At 54.7% G+C, this 18,385-nt stretch carries 15 protein-coding genes; 6 read left to right on the top strand and 9 right to left on the bottom strand.

The genetic code is table 11. The features are described from left to right. Positions 1 to 11 precede the first annotated feature (11 nt). Positions 12 to 1,214: a serine-type D-Ala-D-Ala carboxypeptidase gene (gene dacC, locus ACLJZ5_RS11550; protein ID WP_000195712.1), complete on the bottom strand. Its 1,203-nt coding sequence runs from the start codon at positions 1,212 to 1,214 to the stop codon at positions 12 to 14. Positions 1,215 to 1,457: 243 nt separating this feature from the next. Here dacC and ACLJZ5_RS11545 point away from each other — a divergent pair, with 243 nt between their 5' ends. Further along, entirely contained in the window at positions 1,458 to 2,084 is a 627-nt protein-coding gene (locus ACLJZ5_RS11545; RefSeq protein ID WP_000631904.1) for a glutathione S-transferase family protein, read from the top strand. Here the strand turns inward: ACLJZ5_RS11545 and ACLJZ5_RS11540 are convergent. Both ACLJZ5_RS11540 and bssR read right to left on the bottom strand, forming a co-directional pair. After that, on the bottom strand, positions 2,081 to 3,202 hold the full coding sequence (locus ACLJZ5_RS11540) for a PQQ-dependent sugar dehydrogenase (RefSeq protein WP_024798100.1): 1,122 nt from the start codon (positions 3,200 to 3,202) through the stop codon (positions 2,081 to 2,083). The two genes, ACLJZ5_RS11545 and ACLJZ5_RS11540, sit on opposite strands and share 4 nt — an antisense overlap. Before the next feature lie 118 nt (positions 3,203 to 3,320). Continuing rightward, positions 3,321 to 3,704, bottom strand: coding sequence for a biofilm formation regulator BssR (bssR, locus tag ACLJZ5_RS11535; protein WP_000259651.1), 384 nt, complete (start codon positions 3,702 to 3,704; stop codon positions 3,321 to 3,323). 230 nt (positions 3,705 to 3,934) lie between these two features. Between bssR and rimO the strand changes: the two genes are divergently transcribed. Then, positions 3,935 to 5,260, top strand: a complete 1,326-nt coding sequence (rimO, locus tag ACLJZ5_RS11530; RefSeq protein WP_000073314.1) for a 30S ribosomal protein S12 methylthiotransferase RimO — start codon at positions 3,935 to 3,937, stop codon at positions 5,258 to 5,260. A gap of 90 nt (positions 5,261 to 5,350) precedes the next feature. On the opposite strand, the gene gsiD is transcribed toward rimO, so the two are convergent. From gsiD to iaaA, 5 genes are read right to left on the bottom strand one after another with little or no spacing between them, the layout of a single operon-like run. Further along, positions 5,351 to 6,262, bottom strand: a complete 912-nt coding sequence (gene gsiD, locus ACLJZ5_RS11525) for a glutathione ABC transporter permease GsiD (protein WP_001236024.1) — start codon at positions 6,260 to 6,262, stop codon at positions 5,351 to 5,353. Positions 6,263 to 6,264: 2 nt separating this feature from the next. Continuing rightward, positions 6,265 to 7,185 carry a glutathione ABC transporter permease GsiC gene (gsiC, locus tag ACLJZ5_RS11520; RefSeq protein ID WP_000936066.1) on the bottom strand — a complete coding sequence of 307 codons (921 nt, stop codon included), beginning with the start codon at positions 7,183 to 7,185 and terminating at the stop codon, positions 6,265 to 6,267. A 60-nt stretch (positions 7,186 to 7,245) separates the two neighbouring features. Continuing rightward, complete coding sequence (gsiB, locus tag ACLJZ5_RS11515) at positions 7,246 to 8,784, bottom strand: glutathione ABC transporter substrate-binding protein GsiB (RefSeq protein WP_000191439.1); 1,539 nt, start codon at positions 8,782 to 8,784, stop codon at positions 7,246 to 7,248. Between the two features lie 32 nt (positions 8,785 to 8,816). After that, positions 8,817 to 10,688 (bottom strand): glutathione ABC transporter ATP-binding protein GsiA, encoded by a 1,872-nt coding sequence (gene gsiA, locus ACLJZ5_RS11510; RefSeq protein ID WP_024798099.1) that lies wholly within the window; start codon positions 10,686 to 10,688, stop codon positions 8,817 to 8,819. A gap of 10 nt (positions 10,689 to 10,698) precedes the next feature. Then, positions 10,699 to 11,640: a beta-aspartyl-peptidase gene (gene iaaA / locus ACLJZ5_RS11505; RefSeq protein ID WP_001030503.1), complete on the bottom strand. Its 942-nt coding sequence runs from the start codon at positions 11,638 to 11,640 to the stop codon at positions 10,699 to 10,701. A gap of 203 nt (positions 11,641 to 11,843) precedes the next feature. On the opposite strand from iaaA, the gene moeA reads away from it, so the two are divergent. The 4 genes from moeA to ACLJZ5_RS11485 all read left to right on the top strand — a co-directional run bounded on the left by moeA (position 11,844) and on the right by ACLJZ5_RS11485 (position 17,443). Continuing rightward, positions 11,844 to 13,079 (top strand): molybdopterin molybdotransferase MoeA, encoded by a 1,236-nt coding sequence (moeA, locus tag ACLJZ5_RS11500; protein WP_024798098.1) that lies wholly within the window; start codon positions 11,844 to 11,846, stop codon positions 13,077 to 13,079. Further along, positions 13,079 to 13,828 carry a molybdopterin-synthase adenylyltransferase MoeB gene (moeB, locus tag ACLJZ5_RS11495; protein ID WP_000829280.1) on the top strand — a complete coding sequence of 250 codons (750 nt, stop codon included), beginning with the start codon at positions 13,079 to 13,081 and terminating at the stop codon, positions 13,826 to 13,828. The genes moeA and moeB overlap by 1 nt, the downstream gene beginning before the upstream one ends. Positions 13,829 to 14,105: 277 nt before the next feature. After that, entirely contained in the window at positions 14,106 to 15,005 is a 900-nt protein-coding gene (locus ACLJZ5_RS11490; protein WP_000576948.1) for a glycyl-radical enzyme activating protein, read from the top strand. A 5-nt stretch (positions 15,006 to 15,010) separates the two neighbouring features. After that, positions 15,011 to 17,443, top strand: a complete 2,433-nt coding sequence (locus tag ACLJZ5_RS11485; protein WP_024798528.1) for a glycyl radical protein — start codon at positions 15,011 to 15,013, stop codon at positions 17,441 to 17,443. Between the two features lie 77 nt (positions 17,444 to 17,520). Here the strand turns inward: ACLJZ5_RS11485 and ACLJZ5_RS11480 are convergent, their stop codons facing one another. Further along, positions 17,521 to 18,330: a Cof-type HAD-IIB family hydrolase gene (locus ACLJZ5_RS11480; RefSeq protein WP_000217907.1), complete on the bottom strand. Its 810-nt coding sequence runs from the start codon at positions 18,328 to 18,330 to the stop codon at positions 17,521 to 17,523. Positions 18,331 to 18,385 lie beyond the last annotated feature (55 nt).

Raw genomic sequence — 18,385 nt, 5'->3', positions numbered from 1 at the left:
ACGGAGTTATTTTACGAGAACCAACTGCCAAACCACTGATGGAGTTTCATCAGCACAAAATCCCACATCCGGCTGAAAAATCCCCCCTCCTCGACGTTTTCCATCACCATTAACGGGCGTTGCTCAATGGATTTTCCGTTAAGCTGGAAATCGATGGTGCCGACAACCTGCCCTTTCTTCAACGGCGCCGTGAGCTGTGGTTCGTTCAACGTAAAGCTGGCCTTCAGGTTTTTAAGCTGCCCACGCGGAATCGTCACAGACCCCGCATCGCCCGCCCCTAAATTGACCTCACGCTTATCGCCAAACCAGACCCGTTGCGTCACGAATGTCGCGTCAGGTTTAATCGGCGTGACCGTTTCAAAGAAGCGGAAACCCCAGGTCAGCAGTTTTTCTGACTCATTAAAACGAATACGGTCCGTTTTCGCCCCCAGCACGACAGAGATCAGGCGCATATCGCCCTGGGTGGCGGAGGCGACAAGGTTATACCCAGCGCCAGCCGTTGTCCCCGTTTTCATGCCGTCGACATGCAGATTGGTGCTCCACAACAGGCGGTTGCGGTTCGGTTGACGAATATTATTAAAAGTAAATTCTTTCTCTTTATGAATGGCGTATTCGTCAGGCACATCGTGAATCAAGGCCTTGCCGAGCAACGCCATATCGCGAGCGGTACTGAACTGCCCTGGCGCATCAAGACCGTGTACCGTCTGGAAGGTTGTATTGGTTAACCCCAGTCGTTTCGCATAGGCGTTCATCAGGCCGATAAAGGACTCCTGGCTTCCGGCAACGTAGTCGGCAAGCGCGATACAGGCATCATTACCTGACTGAATGATGATGCCTTTATTAAGATCCGCAACCGACACCTGATCGCCTGGCTTCAGAAACATCACCGACGACCCACGTAGCGCCGGGTTCCCCGTCGCCCAGGCATCTTTGCCCACCGTTACCATATCGGTTAGCTTGATTTTCCCTGCCTTCAGCGCCTGGCCCACCACGTAGCTGGTCATAATTTTTGTCAAACTGGCAGGGTCGAGTTTCTCATCGGCGTTGCCTTCCGCCAGTACTTTACCGCTGGCGTAATCCATTAAGATCCAGGCTCGCGCATCAACGCCCGGCGGCGCGATCGTTTGTTCCTCTGCCTTTACAGGCGAAGCGAAAAGGAATAAGAGAACCGAACCTGCCGCGAGGCTACGAAGGGAAGAAGCGTATTGCGTCATAGTACCACCCGAGTATCCATTCCAAAAACACACGTCACACCACCGTGTAATAAGTGCGGTGAGTAATAACGCACTCACGACGTTAAAGAAACCGTAACTTGGTAAAGTTTTTAAAGTTTATGCAATAACATCCCGTTACGCTTCCTTCATAACGATTTTTTTACAGACCATTGTGTAAATGTTAGGTTTATCTCACGGTAGGCCGATTACTGTCATCATCCTGATAAAACAGAAGGGGTTAATATGATTACGCTGTGGGGCCGGAACAACTCGACTAATGTTAAAAAAGTGTTGTGGACGCTTGAAGAGCTGGAACTGCCATACGATCAAATTCTGGCAGGCGGAAAATTCGGCGTTAACCAGGATGCCGACTATCTGGCGATGAATCCTAATGGGCTGGTGCCGCTGCTTAAAGATGATGAAACCGACCTGTTATTGTGGGAATCCAATGCCATTGTCCGCTATCTGGCGGCGCAATACGGCCAGAACCGGCTATGGGTTGATAATCCGGCGCGGCGTGCGGAGGGCGAAAAATGGATGGACTGGGCGAATCAGACGTTAAGCCCGGCGCACCGCGTGATCCTGATGGGACTGGTCAGAACCCCGCCGGAAAAACGCGATCAGGCGGCAATTGAAGCCGGTATCGAAAAGTGTGATGGCCTGTTTGCGCTTCTTGATGATGCTCTGGCCCGCCAGCCGTGGTTCTCCGGAGATAACTTTGGCACCGGCGATATCGCTATTGCGCCTTTCGTCTATAACCTGTTGAACGTGGGTCTGAAGTGGACGCCGCGCCCGAATCTGGAGCGCTGGTATCAGCAGCTTACCGAGCGCCCTGCTTTTCGCAAAGTGGTGATGATCCCGGTGACCTAACGCGTGGCTGCAGGACTTACCTTGAGTAACTGCCCGTCGGACTCATCGGTTAACACATATAAGTAGCCGTCAGGTCCGACACGCACATCCCGAATACGCTGCTTTCTGTCACCCAGAATACGGCCTTCTTCCGTCACCGTATTGCCATCGACGCGCATCACAATGACCTCTTTATCTTTTAGCGCGCCGATAAACAGTTTGTGCCGCCACGGCGCAAAAACGTCGCTGGCATAAAAAGCCATCCCGCTGATCGCCGGAGAATCCTTCCAGTAGTAAACCGGTTGCTCCGTTCCCTCGACAATTTCACCTTTGGCTTCCGGCACTTTCAGACCACTATAGTTGACACCCCATGTGGCCAGCGGCCAGCCATAATTTTTGCCTTTTTCCGGGATGTTAATTTCATCGCCGCCGCGCGGACCGTGTTCATGCAGCCATAGCGCGCCGCTCCAGGGATTGATGGCCAGCCCCTGCGGATTACGAATACCGTAAGACCAGATTTCCGGACGCGCGCCCGCCTGATGCACAAACGGATTATCCGGCGGAATTTCGCCCTGCCCGGTCAGGCGCACCAGCTTACCCTGTAATTTATCCAAATCCTGCGCGGTAGCGCGCTGGTTATTTTCACCCAGGGCAATAAAAAGAAACCCTTGCGCATCGAATACCATACGTCCGCCGAAATGGTTGCCGGTAGACAGCTTAGGCATCTGGCGAAACACGGTACGAAAATGCTCCAGACGCTGAAGATCGTCGCTCAGCCGTCCAAAACCGACTGCCGTACCGGCGTTTCCTTCGCGGTCAGCTTCAGCATAGCTCAGCCAGACGCGGCGAGACTGGGCAAAGTCAGGCGCCAGCACGACGTCCAGCAAACCTCCCTGCCCGTTTGCCCACACTTTCGGTACGCCAGCCAGCGGTTCGGAAAGTCCCCGTCCCACCTGCCAGTGGCGCAGTTGTCCCCCTTTCAGGGTAATGAGCATCCCACGGTTATCCGGCAAAAAAGCCAGCGACCACGGGTGATCGAGTCGGGTTTGCAGCACCTCAACGTTCACCGGCGCAAGATTGGCGTTCGCCCATGAAGAGAAAAGAGAGAATGAAACTATCGCGAGAAGTATTCGACGCATACCGCCTCCTTCAGGGCTCTGCGTTAAAGCGTAGTCAGCATCGCAAGAGGTCGGGTTTATTTTTACAAAACATTAAGCGGCGCGGTCCGGTAAAAAGGGGGAGTCGCCTCCCCCTTATTCAGACCTGTGTAAGCGGTGAATGTGCTTTCAGACTCTGAATACTCAGCGTCAAAGTTGTCAGACAGTTTTCAAGTTTATCTGCGTTGACGGCAATAAAGGTCGGACAATCATGGTGTCCGCTCATTAAACAAACGGCGGCGGCTGCAAGCGCGCCTTCGGCACGGCGCAGCGCGTTCCACTCTTCCTGATCGAGATGCAGTCCCTGCCGTAAAGCGTGATCGTGGAGCTCGCGATTCAGTTCAAAAAAATTGTCACGCAGAGTGTCACTTTCGCTGACTGACATATACCCCTTCGCTTTTCGCAATTGCAGATAAGCGGCAAGATCGATACGCGCGTTTATCAGCTTGTTGAGAAGATCGGTTCTCAGTCTGTCAACGACCATACCTTTTTTCCTCCTCTTTTCTACCAGGGTTCAACTTAATAGTATGGTCGTTTTTTAGACAAAGGGGTGTCAGAGATCAAGAATTTTCTTAGAATTGCCCTTTTTCACCTTTTGCTGACAACCACAACGGTTGATGCCGCCGCTCCTGATGAGATTGCGATACAATTTTTGTTCGGATATCTGTAGAATCCCTGCCCTGACCATTCCAATAAATGAACACTTTTTAAGCTATGAGTAATGTAACCCACCAGCCAAAGATCGGCTTCGTTTCCCTGGGCTGTCCGAAAAACCTCGTTGATTCGGAACGCATCCTGACTGAGCTGCGTACCGAAGGCTATGACGTTGTGCCACGCTATGACGATGCGGATATGGTTATCGTTAATACCTGTGGCTTTATTGACAGCGCGGTACAAGAGTCGCTGGAAGCCATTGGCGAAGCGCTGAACGAAAACGGTAAGGTAATCGTCACCGGCTGCCTGGGCGCAAAAGAAGATCAGATCCGCGAAGTGCATCCGAAAGTACTGGAAATCACCGGGCCGCATAGCTATGAGCAAGTTCTGCAGCACGTACATCATTACGTACCGAAGCCGAAGCACAATCCATTTTTAAGCCTCGTACCGGAACAGGGTGTAAAACTGACGCCGCGCCATTATGCGTATCTGAAAATTTCTGAAGGCTGTAATCACCGCTGCACGTTCTGCATCATCCCGTCGATGCGCGGGGATCTGGTCAGCCGTCCGATTGGCGACGTATTAAGCGAAGCGAAACGTCTGGTTGATGCCGGGGTCAAAGAGATTCTGGTGATTTCGCAAGATACCTCCGCCTACGGCGTAGATGTGAAGCACCGCACCGGATTCCATAATGGCGAACCGGTGAAAACCAGTATGGTGAGCCTGTGCGAACAGTTATCAAAACTGGGCGTCTGGACACGTCTGCACTACGTCTACCCCTACCCACACGTTGATGATGTGATTCCGCTAATGGCGGAAGGCAAAATCCTGCCCTATCTGGACATTCCGCTGCAACATGCCAGCCCGCGGATTCTTAAACTGATGAAACGTCCCGGTTCCGTTGACCGCCAACTGGCGCGCATTAAGCAGTGGCGTGAAATCTGCCCGGAACTGACCCTACGCTCCACCTTTATTGTCGGCTTCCCCGGCGAAACAGAAGAAGACTTCCAGATGCTGCTCGACTTCCTGAAAGAGGCGCGCCTCGATCGTGTAGGCTGCTTCAAGTACAGCCCGGTGGAAGGCGCAGGCGCGAATGACCTGCCGGATCAGGTGCCGGAAGAGGTGAAAGAAGAGCGCTGGAACCGCTTTATGCAACTGCAACAGCAAATCTCCGCTGAGCGCTTGCAGGAAAAAGTGGGCCGCGAAATTCTGGTGATCGTCGATGAGGTTGACGAAGAAGGCGCTATCGGGCGTAGCATGGCGGATGCGCCGGAAATTGACGGCGCGGTCTATTTGAACGGCGAAACCAACGTCAAGCCGGGCGATATCGTGCGCGTGAAAGTGGAAAACGCCGACGAATATGATTTGTGGGGCAGTCGGGTTTAACGCCACCTCCCCCGGCGCGGGTGCCGGATGTGTTACCCCACCTGGCGAGCCCGTTCCAGGCCCGCCAGGCGTCAACGCCACCGGGCTGGCTTACCCCTTAATCTTCGGGTCCAGCGCATCGCGCAACCCGTCGCCTAACAGGTTAAACGCCAGCACAGTCAGGAAAATCGCCACCGCCGGGAAGAGCGCTACGTGCGGCGCGATGACCATATCCGCCCGCGCTTCATTGAGCATCGCTCCCCACTCCGGCGTTGGCGGCTGCGCGCCTAATCCGAGAAATGACAGGCTTGCCGCGGAAATAATTGACGTACCGATACGCATCGTAAAGAAAACCACAATTGACGAGACCGTTCCCGGCAAGATATGGCTAAACAAAATCGTCGTGTCGCTGGCGCCGATACTGCGGGCAGACTCAATAAACGTCTGCTGTTTTAAGACCAGGGTATTTCCGCGCACCAGACGTGCAAACGCCGGAATAGAGAAAATCGCCACCGCAACGATCACATTAGCAATACCGCTGCCTAACACCGCCACAACGGCAATCGCCAGCAAAATGCCGGGGAAGGCGAACAGCACATCGCAAATGCGCATAATGAAACGATCCCACCAGCCTTCATAATATCCCGCCAGCAATCCCAACACCGTGCCGATTATCGCGCCGATAAATACCGCGAACACGCCCGCCGCCAGTGAGATCTGCGCCCCAACGAGAACCCGGCTAAAGATGTCTCTTCCCAGCGAGTCAACGCCAAACCAGTGCTGCAAAGAGGGGCCATTGTTCAGGCTATCGTAGTCAAAATAGTTTTCCGCATCGTAGGGCGTCAGCCAGCGGGCAAAAATCGCCACCAGAATTAACGCCAGTACGAATCCCCCGGCGACCAACGCGACATGCTGGCGGCGAAAACGACGCCAGAACTCCCGCCATGGCGTGCGTATCTGGTCGGGTTTTACCACCGGCATAGCATGTAAAATCGCCTGACGGCGCCAGTTAAATAATCGCATCCTTACTTATACCTGATAGCCGGATTAATGGCGGCATAGAGGACATCCACCACTAAGTTGATAAGAATAAATTCCAGAGAAAACAGCAGCACTTCCGCCTGAATCACGGGGTAGTCGCGCATGTCGACCGAGTCGACCAGTAATCGCCCAAGCCCCGGCCAGTTAAACACTTTTTCGACGACGATCGATCCGCCAAGCAGAAAGCCAAATTGCAGTCCCATCATGGTGACGACCGGGATCATCGCATTGCGCAGGCCATGTTTTAACACCACCCACGTTTCACTGACGCCTTTCGCCCGCGCGGTCCTCATGTAATCCTCGCTCAGGACATCGACAAACGAGGAGCGCGTAAAACGCGCCATGACTGATGCCACCGCCGCGCCAAGCGTCAGGGAGGGTAAAATATAATGTTGCCAGCTATCCGCCCCCACGGTCGGTAGCCAGCCCAGATCCACGGAAAAAATCTGCATTAACAACATTCCCAGCGCAAAAGCCGGGAAAGAAATGCCGGTCACGGCAAGCGTCATTCCTACCCGGTCAGGCCAGCGATTACGCCACACGGCGGCGGCGATGCCGATCGCCATGCCAAACAGAACCGCCCATATCATACTGGTTATCGTCAGCCACAGCGTCGGCAAAAAGCGGCTGGCTATCTCCTCAGAAACCGGGCGGCGGGAAACCATTGACGTACCGAAATCGCCTTGTAAAACATGAGTGATGTAATGCCAAAACTGGACATGAAGCGGCTGATCAAGCCCCAGCTGCTGACGAACCAGCGCGATCACCTGCGCGTCGGCTTCCGGTCCGGCTATCAGCCGCGCCGGGTCGCCGGGCAACAAATGAACAAATAAAAACACCAGCACTGCCACAATCAACAGCGTAGGAATTAATCCCAGCAGGCGCTTGAGAACATAGTTAAGCATCACACGAACCTTTTACCGGATGGCGGACAACGCGCGCGCCATCCAGCCCCATCGCATTACTTACTTCAAATCCGCATCGTCAAAGCTGAAACCGGTATCCGGCATAATCCAGAAACCGGTCAAATTCTTACTGTGCGCAGAAACCAATTTCTCCACCACCAACGGTATCCAGGGCGACTCTTTCCAGATAATATCCTGCGCCTCTTTGTATAGTCGTGTTTTCTCCTGCGGATCGTTGGTCTTTAAGGCCGCCGCCAAATCGCTGTCGACCTGCTTGTTGCTGTAAAAAGCAGTATTAAACTGCGTCGGCGGCCAGTTTTGTGATGCGAAGAGCGGCGATAACGCCCAGTCAGCTTCGCCCGTCGACGCCGACCAGCCGGTATAGAACATTCGCACGCCGCTCTCTTTTTGCCCTTTGCCCTCGACTTCCGCGGCGCGCTGGCCGGCGTCCATCGCGGTTATCCGGGCTTTAATGCCAATCTGCGCCAGTTGCTGTTGGGTAAACTGCAACACTTTTTGCGCGGTGCTATGGTTGTGCGATGACCACAGCGTGGTACTGAAACCGTCTGGATACCCCGCCTCTTTCAACAGTTCGCGCGCTTTAGCCGGATCATAGGGCCACGGCTGATAGCTTTGCGCATAGGCTATCGACGGCGGCACCACGCCCGTCGCCGGCGTGGCGTATCCGGCAAACGCCACTTTAACCAGCGCCTGACGATTGATAGCGTAATTCAACGCCTCACGCACCTTAGGATTATCAAACGGTTTCTGCGTCACATTCATACTGATATAACGCTGCATAATGGACGGGCTGGCGACCAGTTCGAGGTTTTTATTTTTCGCCAGTAACGCGGCCTGCTCATAAGGGATAGGAAAAGCAAATTGCGCTTCGCCGGTTTGCAGCATCGCCGCGCGGGTATTGTTGTCAGTAACCGGACGCCAGGTAATAGAATCCAGCTTGGGTAAGCCCTGCTGCCAGTAACCGGCGAACTTTTTCACTTTGACAAAGTCGGTCTGATTCCAGGTTTCAAGCTGGTATGGACCGGTACCGACCGGATGAAAACCAATATCCTTGCCATATTTTTCCAGCGCTTGCGGCGAGATCATCGCCGTCGCCGGGTGCGCCAGAATATTAATGAAAGCGGAGAACGGCTGTTTCAGGGTAATTTTTACCGTTGCCGGATCGACAACCTCCGTTTTTGCGATATTTTTATACAGGTTATAACGCTTGAGGTGGTTATCCGGATTGCTGGCGCGATCGAGATTCGCTTTCACCGCCGCCGCATCAAAATCCGCGCCGTCCTGAAATTTCACCCCCTGTCGTAGGGTAATGGTGTAGGTCAGACCGTCATCAGAAACGGTATAGCCTTTCGCCAGGACGTTTTTTACCTTCATGTCTTTATCCAGGCCAAACAGCCCCTGATAAAATGACTTCGCCACCGCCTGCGAGAGCGTATCGTTGGCGTCATACGGATCGAGCGTGGTGAAATTAGACCCTACCGCCACCACCACATCTTTGGCCGCCAGGGCCGGAAAAGCCGCAATGGATGAGGCCAGTCCCAGCGCCGCCAGCCATTTATGCGTAATAAATTGCGTCATGTTGTTCTCCTGAAACCCTGCCTGTCTGAATGTTATAAGCGCGAGAGCGCATTATCCTGCAGCGGCCGCGCAACATAATGTCCCGGCCCGACCAACTGTAATGAAACGGCGGGCGTCTCTTCGCCACGTTTATGAATATTGCTGGGTATATCATCTGATAGCAGAACGCGCCGCGGCCGGTGTCTGGAGGGATCGGCAACCGGCACCGCCGCCATCAATTTACGCGTATAAGGATGCTGCGGATTTTCAAAAACGGCGCGCCGCGGCCCCATTTCAACAATTTGACCAAGATACATCACCGCTACGCGATGGCTAATTCGCTCCACGACCGCCATATCATGCGAAATAAACAGGTAGGCGATCCCCATTTCCCGTTGTAAATCAAGCAGTAAATTAATGATCTGTCCGCGAACGGAAACATCCAGCGCGGAGACCGCCTCATCAGCAATAATCACTTTAGGATTCAATGCCAGCGCGCGAGCTATGCAGATGCGCTGACGTTGACCGCCGGAAAACTCATGCGGATAACGCCAGGCATGTTCAGGACGTAATCCGACACGCTCAAGCAACCAGGCCACGCGCTTTGCCGCAGCGTCCCCCTGCCCCAGGCCATGAATCCGTAAAGGTTCCATAATGGAATACCCCACGGTCTGGCGCGGGTCGAGCGAGGCGTAAGGGTCCTGGAAAATACATTGAATATCGCGGCGCAACGGCTGGAGTTTGCCCGCAGACAGCGAGTCAATGCGCTGGCCGTTAAAGATAATCTCCCCCTGCCGGGATTCAACCAACCGCAGCAGCGCGCGTCCGGTCGTCGATTTTCCGCTACCGGACTCGCCCACCAGCGATAGCGTTTCGCCGGGCCAGAGATCGAAACTGATATTCTCAACGGCATGAACTTCACGCGTAACGCGGTTAAAGAGACCGCTACGCAGCGGGAATCGCGTCACCAGCCCCCGAACCTGAAGAATAGGCTCGCCTTCCACCACCGTGTCTTGCTCAATCTGCGATTCATAAAGGGCCGGTTCGTCAGCGGAAATCAACGGGAAACGGCGTGGCAGCGAGTGGCCGCGCATCGCGCCAAGCTGAGGGACGGCCGCCAGTAACGTTTGGGTATAAGGATGCGTCGGCGCATGGAAAATCTGCTCTACGCTGCCGGTTTCCACGGCCCCGCCCTGATACATCACCAGCACGCGATCGGCGATATCCGCCACGACGCCCATGTCGTGGGTGATAAAAATCACGCCCATCGACATCTCTTGCTGCAACACTTTGATAAGTTGCAGAATTTGCGCCTGGATAGTGACATCCAGCGCCGTGGTGGGTTCATCGGCAATCAATACCGCCGGACGACAGGATAGCGCCATCGCGATCATGACTCGCTGGCGCATCCCGCCGGAAAGCTGATGCGGATAACGCGATAAAATCGCCTGCGACTCCGGGATCCGTACCTGTTCGAGCATACGTTTCGCTTCCGCCAGCGCCTCTTCGTGGCTGGCGCCCTGATGCAAACGAATAGATTCGGCAATTTGCTCGCCAACGGTAAATACCGGGTTGAGCGAGGTCATTGGCTCCTGGAAAATCATGGCGATATCCGCGCCGCGCACACGCCGCATCTGCGCGTCACTCTGCTCAGACAGCTCAATCACCTGGCGATTACGCCGACGCAACAGCATTTCGCCGCAGCGCACGTTCGCGCCCGACTGCTCAATCAGCCGCATTAACGCCAGCGCCGTCACCGATTTTCCCGAGCCCGACTCGCCGACAATCGCCAGAGTCTCTCCACGCTTCAGGCGTAATGACACATTACGCACGGCGTCTACCTGTTGCCCTTCGTGGTGAAACGCGATATTCAGCCCACTGACGGACAGAACATCGCGGCTATCCAGTTCATCGCTGTGCGGCACCTGCGGCTCCTTATTCCCGGTAAATTCCTGTGGTAGGCGTATCCCCGGCATATCCCCAAGCGCGATACATCCCTTCGCTGTTAAACGGCAACGCGACATTACCTTCGTGATCAACGGCGATTAATCCACCGCTGCCGCCCAGCGCCGGTAATTTTTCCATCACCACGCGCTCACAGGCGTCGGCAAGGCTGAGTCCGCCATATTCCATCAATGCGGCGATATCGTAAGCCGCGAGCGTGCGAATAAAGACCTCTCCCGTTCCGGTACAGGAAACGGCGACGCTGGCGTTGTTGGCATAACACCCGGCGCCGACCAGCGGGCTGTCGCCGACGCGCCCGGGCAATTTATTGGTCATCCCGCCGGTAGACGTTGCCGCCGCCAGATTGCCGAATTTATCCCGCGCCACCGCGCCGACTGTACCCATTTTTTTCGTTTCGTCCAGCGGCGCGCCGCTGTGATCGAGCGCCATTTCGCCCGCCGCACGCGCGGCCAGTAATTGCTCGTAACGCGCCGGGGTGGAAAAGATATCCGGCGAAACGCGCGCCATCCCCTGTGAAAAGGCAAAGTTTTCCGCCCCTTCCCCCACCATGAGTACATGCGGGCTGCGCTCCATCACCAGTCTGGCGGCGAGCACAGGATGGCGAACATGACTCACGCCCGCGACGGCTCCGGCTTTCAGGGTATTGCCGTCCATCACGCAGGCATCCAGTTCATGAGTTCCGTCTCGGGTATAGACCGCGCCGATACCCGCATTGAAGAGCGGACACGCTTCCAGCAGGCGCACCGCTTCCGTCACTACATCAAGCGCGCTGTCACCCGCTTCCAGCATCTTTTGCCCGCTTTCGACAATCTCTGACAGCGCCTGGATATAGCGTAGCTCCTGCTCATGGCTCATTTGCGCGCGAGCAATCGCGCCTGCGCCGCCGTGAATCGCAATCACTGCTTTATTCATTTTTAGGGTCCATTAACGGTGGCACACAACTTTTACTATAACTATCAGAATTGTTGTGAGTTATTCATTCGATTTTTGAATATAGAAAGATGCGTAAGGTATGTAAAGGCGCAAGGCCGTCTCTAAGACCGAGGTAGCATACTGCCCGCCACTGTTTTCTGACATAATAGCCGGATTCGATTTTGCCTCGCAGGAGTATGTTCATGGAATTTTCCGCCGGATTGATGCCGCTTGAAACGGCGCTGACCCAGATGCTTTCACGTATTACCCCGCTCACCGCCGTAGAAACGTTGCCGCTGGTGAACTGCTTTGGCCGCATCCTGGCGACCGATATCGTTTCTCCCCTCGATGTCCCCGGCTTTGATAATTCAGCTATGGATGGTTATGCGGTACGCGTGGCGGATTTGTCCGCCGATAAGCCGCTGCCCGTCGCCGGCAAAGCATTTGCCGGTCAGCCTTACCAGGGAGAGTGGCCTGCGGGAACCTGCATTCGCATTATGACCGGCGCCCCGGTACCGGCAGGTTGCGAGGCGGTAGTCATGCAAGAGCAGACGGAACAAACCGATGACGGCGTGCGTTTTACCGCCGATGTTCGTTGCGGACAAAACATCCGCCGCCGCGGCGAGGATATTCGCCAGGATGCGGTGGTCTTTCCGGCCGGTACGCGCCTGACTACTGCCGAACTGCCAGTGCTGGCGTCGCTGGGAATTGCCGATGCGCAGGTTGTACGTAAAGTGCGCGTAGCGCTGTTCTCGACCGGCGACGAGCTCCAGCTTCCGGGCCAACCGCTGGAGGCGGGACAAATTTATGACACTAACCGTCTAACTATACATTTGATGCTGCAACAGCTTGGCTGCGAAGTGATCAATTTAGGCATTATTCCTGACGATCCCGGTAAGCTTCGCGCCGCATTTATCGACGCCGACAGCCAGGCCGATGTAGTGATAAGCTCCGGCGGCGTCTCGGTTGGTGAAGCGGACTATACCAAAACCATCCTTGAGGAGCTGGGCGAAATCGCCTTCTGGAAGCTGGCTATCAAGCCAGGCAAACCGTTTGCCTTCGGCAAACTCAGTAATAGCTGGTTCTGTGGCCTGCCGGGGAATCCAGTCTCTGCGGCGCTCACGTTTTATCAACTGGTTCAGCCTTTACTGGCGAAGCTTGGCGGCAACACGGCAAGCGCTGTACCGCCGCGCCAGCGTGTACGCACAACATCTCGCCTGAAGAAAACGCCGGGGCGTCTCGATTTCCAGCGCGGCATCCTGCAACGTAGCGCCAACAGCGAACTGGAGGTCACGACCACCGGACACCAGGGCTCACATATTTTCAGCTCGTTTAGTCTGGGCAACTGCTTTATTGTGCTGGAGCGTGAACGCGGCAATGTTGAGCCGGGAGAATGGGTGGAAGTCGAGCCGTTTAATGCTCTGTTCGGAGGCCTGTAATGGCGGAACTTAGCGACCAGGAGATGCTGCGCTATAATCGACAAATTATTCTGCGCGGCTTCGATTTTGAAGGGCAGGAAGCGTTAAAAGATGCGCGGGTATTAGTGGTCGGGCTGGGCGGACTCGGCTGCGCGGCAACGCAGTATCTGGCCGGCGCTGGCGTCGGGCAACTGACGCTACTCGATTTTGATACCGTTTCCGTTTCCAATCTCCAGCGTCAAACCTTGCACAGCGACGCCACGGTCGGGCAGCCAAAGGTTGAGTCCGCCCGCGACGCGCTGGCGCGAATCAACCCGCATATTACCATTACGCCCGTTAACGCGCGGCTGGACGACGACGCTATGACCAGCCTGATTGCCGGGCATTCGCTGGTACTGGACTGTACTGATAACGTTAGCGTACGTAATCAACTTAACGCCGGGTGCTATACCGCGAAAGTGCCGCTAATCTCCGGCGCGGCAATTCGTATGGAAGGACAAGTTACCGTCTTTACGTATCGGGAAAACGAACCCTGTTACCGCTGCCTGAGCCGTCTGTTTGGCGAAAACGCTCTGACCTGCGTAGAGGCAGGGGTGATGGCGCCGCTGATTGGCGTGATCGGTTCGCTACAGGCAATGGAGGCCATTAAGCTGCTGGCGCATTACGGTCAGCCTGCCAGCGGAAAAATCGTCATGTACGATGCGATGACCTGTCAGTTCCGCGAAATGAAGTTAATGCGCAACCCCGGCTGTGAAGTCTGCGGACAGTAGCCACTTTACGGATAAACATACCAAAGCACGGTTTATGGCCGTGCTGTATCAACAGATAATTACTGTCATCAGACGCAAAGCCAGCTTACCCAAGCTCCGACTGACGATCGGCTCAAGCAGCGCGGCATCATCTTAAACGCCATATCACAGCCTCAAACCGTGATGTTGTACCTCATTTAACGCCTCTTTGTCAGAACCTCTCCATTCGTTGACGCACATCAAGACAGCTTTCATTCGAAAGTAATTTAATCTTTATATGAAATAAGAGAGGCCGTTTATGATCTTCAATATTCAGCGCTATTCTACCCACGATGGCCCCGGTATCCGTACCGTAGTATTTCTCAAAGGCTGTTCGTTGGGCTGTCGCTGGTGCCAGAACCCGGAAAGCCGCGCCCGCGCTCAGGATCTGTTATACGACGCGCGGCTGTGTCTCGAAGGATGCGACCTGTGCGCGCAAGCCGCGCCGGACGTCATTGAGCGCGCGCTAAACGGCCTGCTCATCCATCGCGAGAAACTGACCGACGCCCATTTTTCCATCCTGGCGCATTGCTGCCCCACACAAGCGTTAACCGTGTGCGGCGAAATAAAAAGCGTCGATGAGATCATGGCGACGGTACTGCGCGATAAACCTTTTTACGATCGCAGCGGCGGCGGTCTTACGCTTTCCGGCGGCGAACCGTTTATGCAGCCGGAACTGGCGGCAGAGCTGTTTAAAGCCAGCCATGACGCCGGTATTCATACGGCGGTTGAGACCTGTCTGCATGTCCCATGGAAATACATTGCGCCCTCACTGCCTTATATCGATCTGTTTCTGGCTGATTTGAAACATGTCGCCGACGGGCCGTTTAAGCAGTGGACCGATGGCAGCGCCTCGCGGGTGCTGGAAAATCTCAGGAAACTCGCCGCCGCGGGCAAAAAAATGGTGATTCGCGTCCCGCTGATTCAGGGATTTAATGCCGATGAGGAGACCATTAAAGCCATTACCGACTTTGCCGCCGACGAACTGCACGTCGGGGAAATTCATTTTCTGCCCTACCACACGCTGGGCATCAATAAATACCACTTACTCAGTCAGCCCTATCATGCCCCGGATAAACCACTGGATGCGCCGGCGTTACTTGATTTTGCCCAGAAGTACGCCTGCCAAAAAGGTTTAACCGCGACCCTACGAGGATAATTATCATGACCCAACTGAAACTGGACACGCTCAGTGACCGCATTAAGGCGCACAAAACCGCGCTGGTACATATCGTGAAACCGCCGGTCTGTACCGAGCGTGCGCAGCATTATACCGAAATGTATCAGCAGCATCTGGATAAACCGATTCCGGTACGCCGCGCGCTGGCGCTGGCCCATCACCTGGCGGAACGCACTATCTGGATAAAACACGATGAACTGATCGTCGGCAACCAGGCAAGTGAAGTCCGCGCCGCGCCGATTTTCCCGGAATATACCGTCTCGTGGATTGAAAAAGAGATCGACGACCTGGCGGACCGGCCCGGCGCAGGTTTTTCCGTCAGTGAAGAAAACAAGCGTATTCTGCACGACGTCTGTCCGTGGTGGCGCGGTCAAACCGTCCAGGATCGCTGCTACGGCATGTTTACCGATGAACAAAAAGGGCTTCTGGCGACTGGCATTATCAAAGCCGAAGGTAATATGACTTCCGGTGACGCGCACCTGGCGGTGAACTTCCCGCTGCTGCTGGAAAAAGGGCTTGATGGCCTGCGCGATAAAGTCGCCGAGCGCCGCTCACGCATCAACCTGACCGTGCTGGAAGATCTGCATGGCGAGCAGTTCTTGAAGGCGATTGATATTGTGCTGGATGCGGTAAGCCAGCACATCACGCGCTTTGCCGCGCTGGCGCGCCAGATGGCAGGCGAAGAGTCCCGTGAAAGCCGTCGCAAAGAGCTACTTACCATCGCGGAAAACTGCGAGGTGATCGCCCACCAACCGCCGCAGACCTTCTGGCAAGCACTGCAATTGTGCTACTTCATCCAACTGATTCTACAAATTGAGTCTAACGGTCACTCGGTGTCATTTGGTCGTATGGACCAGTATCTTTACCCCTATTATCGTCGCGATGTCGAACTAAACCAGACTCTGGATCGTGAGCACGCCATTGAACTGCTGCACAGCTGCTGGCTGAAACTGCTGGAAGTAAACAAGATCCGCTCCGGTTCGCACTCCAAAGCTTCCGCGGGCAGCCCGCTGTATCAAAACGTCACCATTGGCGGTCAGAATCTCATCAACGGTCAGCCAGTGGACGCAGTGAATCCGCTGTCTTACGCCATTCTGGAGTCCTGCGGACGTTTGCGTTCTACCCAGCCCAACCTCAGTGTGCGTTATCACGCCGGAATGAGTAACGATTTCCTTGACGCCTGCGTCCAGGTCATCTGCTGCGGCTTTGGGATGCCGGCGTTTAACAATGATGAAATCGTCATCCCGGAATTTATCAAGTTGGGGATCGAACCGCAGGACGCTTACGATTACGCGGCGATCGGCTGTATCGAAACCGCCGTCGGCGGGAAATGGGGTTATCGCTGCACCGGCATGAGCTTTATTAACTTCGCCCGCGTCATGCTGGCGGCGCTGGAAGGCGGTCGCGACGCCACCAGCGGTAAGGTATTTCTGCCGCAGGAAAAGGCGCTCTCCGCAGGCAACTTTAACAATTTTGACGAAGTGATGGCCGCCTGGGATACCCAAATTCGCTACTACACGCGCAAATCGATCGAAATTGAGTATGTGGTCGACACCATGCTGGAAGAGAATGTCCACGATATTCTCTGCTCAGCGCTGGTAGACGACTGTATTGAACGCGCGAAGAGTATCAAGCAAGGCGGCGCGAAATATGACTGGGTATCCGGTCTCCAGGTCGGTATCGCCAACCTGGGCAACAGCCTCGCCGCCGTGAAAAAACTGGTCTTCGAACAGGGCGTTATCGGTCAACAGCAGCTTGCCGCCGCGCTGGCCGATGACTTCGACGGTCTGACTCACGAGCAGTTGCGCCAGCGTCTGATTAACGGCGCGCCGAAGTACGGCAACGACGATGACAGTGTCGATACCCTGCTGGCGCGCGCTTATCAGACCTATATTGATGAGCTGAAGCAATATCATAACCCGCGCTATGGTCGTGGCCCTGTCGGCGGCAACTATTATGCCGGTACGTCCTCTATCTCAGCAAACGTGCCATTTGGCGCCGCGACCATGGCTACCCCGGACGGTCGCAAAGCGCATACACCGCTGGCGGAAGGCGCAAGCCCTGCATCAGGTACGGATCATCTCGGCCCGACGGCGGTGATTGGTTCCGTAGGCAAATTACCTACCGGTTCCATTCTCGGCGGCGTGCTGCTCAACCAGAAACTGAACCCAACGACGCTGGAAAACGAATCCGACAAACAGAAACTGATGGTTCTGCTACGGACGTTCTTTGAGGTGCATAAAGGCTGGCATATTCAGTACAACATCGTGTCACGCGAAACGCTGCTGGATGCGAAAAAACATCCGGACCAGTACCGCGATCTGGTCGTGCGTGTGGCAGGCTACTCCGCCTTCTTCACCGCGCTGTCGCCGGATGCGCAGGACGATATCATCGCCCGTACCGAACATATGCTGTAATTTGCCCTGGCGCCATCGGCAATATGTCCGAATTGCCTGATGGCGCTACGCTTAACAGGCCTGCGCAGGCCTGTTAATCAGAAGGGATCGGTGCCGTCAAGCACGGCCTGAATGACGTTGAGCGCGCCTTGATGGTTATTATCATCAGTGTGATAGCGTGAAAGCGCTTTGATATTGTCTGCAGCATTGCCCATGGCAAAAGAGTAATGCGCCATTTTCAACATTTCCGCATCATTACCGCTGTCGCCAATGGCGACGACATTCTGTGGCGACCTGTTCCAGCGCTTTAACAGACGACTGATGCCATTCGCTTTATGCAGTCCCGGGATAATCAGGTCGATAAAACCGAAGCCGCTGGTGACGGGCTTCATGATGCCATCCAGAGATACGTGCAGTTTGTCGATAACCAGCGGAATTTGTTCATCGGGCAAATTCAGGGAGAACTTAAACAGGATATCGTCAATGTCGTGATAATCGTTTACCGGCTGCAGGCGGTGATAATGTTTGGCCATCAGCGCCACGAAAGCCTCGGGAGCGTTTTTGCTGACATAAGCGCTTTTCAGACCACAGGCGACGAAGTTAAGCTGCTTATCCTTCAGCAGTTCGCCAATCACAATACGCGATTCATGCCGGGTTAGCTCCCCGTGAAACAACTGTTTGCCATGTTCATACACCAGCGCGCCATTTTCTGCGACGAAGGAAATTTCGTCTTTCAGCTCGGGGAAGAAGGAGATCAACTGGTAGTACTGATTACCGCTAGCGACCACAAATTCGATATTACGTTTTTTCAGTTCCTGGTATTGCGCCATGAAGCGTACACGATCGTACTGCTTGGCATCGTCGAGAAAAGTGCCGTCCATATCGGTAACGACAACGTTAACGGTCATACTTAAGCTCCTGGCTGTAACTGCGACCAGAAACATTTTAATAACAATGTGAGCA

This window comes from Salmonella sp. 5800 (genome assembly GCF_046558195.1).
Lineage (GTDB): Bacteria > Pseudomonadota > Gammaproteobacteria > Enterobacterales > Enterobacteriaceae > Salmonella > Salmonella enterica.
Note: the sequence above shows the minus strand (reverse complement) of the source record. Positions and strands in the feature narration are given on the sequence as shown.